Annotated in this window: 1 pseudogene; it reads left to right on the forward strand. The window is 57.3% G+C overall.

The window, feature by feature from the left end:
* Positions 1-356, forward strand: a pseudogene (locus BAQ49_RS29720) (Gly-Xaa-Xaa repeat protein); the annotation flags it as partial.

Raw genomic sequence — 356 nt, forward strand, 5'->3', positions numbered from 1 at the left:
AACACGGGTGCTACTGGACCTCAAGGTGCTCGAGGTAACACGGGTGCTACCGGACCTAGAGGTGCTCAAGGTAACACGGGTGCTACTGGACCTCAAGGTGCTCAAGGTAACACGGGTGCTACTGGATCTCAAGGTGCTCAAGGTAACACGGGTGCTACTGGATCTCAAGGTGCTCAAGGTAACACGGGTGCTACTGGACCTCAAGGCGCTCGAGGTAACACGGGTGCTACTGGACCTCAAGGTGTTCAAGGTAACACGGGTGCTACCGGTGCCACTGGTGCCACTGGACCTCAAGGTGCTCGAGGTAACACGGGTGCTACTGGACCTCAAGGTGCTCGAGGTAACACGGGTGCTAC

Origin of the sequence: Bacillus proteolyticus, from assembly GCF_001884065.1 — a bacterium.
Lineage (GTDB): Bacteria > Bacillota > Bacilli > Bacillales > Bacillaceae_G > Bacillus_A > Bacillus_A proteolyticus.